This is a genomic window from Vibrio sp. 1159 (assembly GCF_033340395.1).
Classification (GTDB): domain Bacteria; phylum Pseudomonadota; class Gammaproteobacteria; order Enterobacterales; family Vibrionaceae; genus Vibrio; species Vibrio alginolyticus.
Genome location: NZ_JAWOWL010000105.1, coordinates 1 through 1,375, shown reverse-complemented (window position 1 = coordinate 1,375; position 1,375 = coordinate 1). Strand labels below are relative to the sequence as shown.

2 protein-coding genes and 1 pseudogene are annotated in these 1,375 nt (G+C 49.2%); all 3 read right to left on the bottom strand.

Annotated elements, in window-relative coordinates; all coding sequences use genetic code 11:
• A pseudogene (locus tag R7127_RS26200) lies at positions 1-306 on the bottom strand (L-arabinose isomerase); the annotation flags it as partial.
• Between the two features lie 9 nt (positions 307-315).
• Positions 316-1,056, bottom strand: a complete 741-nt coding sequence (locus R7127_RS26195) for an L-ribulose-5-phosphate 4-epimerase (protein WP_025505943.1) — start codon at positions 1,054-1,056, stop codon at positions 316-318.
• A partial coding sequence (locus R7127_RS26190; RefSeq protein ID WP_318148682.1) for an FGGY-family carbohydrate kinase occupies positions 1,049-1,375 on the bottom strand: 327 nt, incomplete at its 5' end. The genes R7127_RS26190 and R7127_RS26195, both read right to left, overlap by 8 nt.

Below are 1,375 nucleotides of genomic sequence, written 5' to 3'. Positions count from 1 at the left end.
GTGTAAAAATGGCTTATTTAGCTGGGTTAGGCCGGCAATCCACATCTTGGCTGGAGAGAAAGTGTGCATCCACAACATCAAGCCGATACAGTCAGGATCGTTATTGGCTGCGCGGCATACTGCGAGAATTTCATCCGGTGTTTTTACCGTGCCTTTGTTAGCAATAGAAACTGAAATATCATCAGACGAATTTAATCCTGCAATGATTTCTTCGCTGTTTTGCGCAACGCTTTCCAATACTTGTGGGCCGTAAAGATGCTGAGAGCCTGTTACAAACCATACTTGTTTGTCGTTGAAAATCTTCATCATGTTTCCTTATTTTTTGCTTTGACCGTAGTAGGCGTTCGCGCCGTGCTTACGTAAATAATGTTTGTCGAGAAGCGAAGGGTTAAGAGTGTCTACCTCGGCATTGATTTGCAGTGTTTGCAAAGCCATGCCAGCGACCACTTCAACTACTACGGCGTTGTGAACCGCTTGAGCAGGGCTTTTACCCCAAGTAAAAGGTGCGTGTTCTTTGACCAAAATGCCGGGTGACGCCATAACGTTTGAATCACCGATGGTTTCGACGATGACTTTGCCAGTGTTGAGCTCGTAGTTGTGTGCGATCTCTTCGTCGCTCAAGGCGCGAGTGCACGCAATTTGTCCGTAGAAATAGTCCGCATGAGTTGTGCCCAACGCGGGAATTGCTCTGCCTGCTTGTGCCCATGCCGTTGCCTGAGGAGAGTGGGTGTGAACGATGCCGCCAATCTCCGGGAAATGGCGATAAAGCTCTAGATGCGTGGCCGTGTCGGAAGATGGGTTGAGTTTCCCTTCAACCACTTGGCCGTGCAGATCGACCACCACCATGTTTTCAGCATTCAGTTCGTAGTACTCAACACCGCTGGGTTTGATAACAACCAATCCAGATTCTCTATCGATGCCTGACACATTGCCCCACGTGAACGTCACAAGGTTATGACGTTGTAAATCCATATTGGCTTGCCAGACTTGGTGACGCAGCGTTTTGATTCGTTCGACTAATGAGTTCGCATCATTCCAGACGGTTTGTTCAGACATCTTCACGCTCCTGCGATTGGTGAAACTCCGCAATCTGCTCCATGTGTTGCCCAAGCTCGCGATACGTCGCGTAACGCTGTGCTCGCAATGTTTGCACTTTTGGTGTTGGTGAGTAGGTTTGACGAACAGGACTTGCCATCACGGCTTGTGCTGATTTAGTCGTCGGGTAAACGCCAGCTGCGACGGCTGCAAAAATAGCTGCCCCCAATGCGCAACATTGATCTGATTCGACCACGATGATGTCGCGACCAATCACATCGGCGCACATTTGCATCACGTAAGGGGATTTTTGTGCAATGCCACCAATGGCGATGACGCG

Bases quoted from the DNA above. Each gene is read 5' to 3' on its own strand.
- R7127_RS26195 (WP_025505943.1), bottom strand. From the start codon at position 1,056: ATGTCTGAACAAACCGTCTGGAATGATGCGAACTCATTAGTCGAACGA.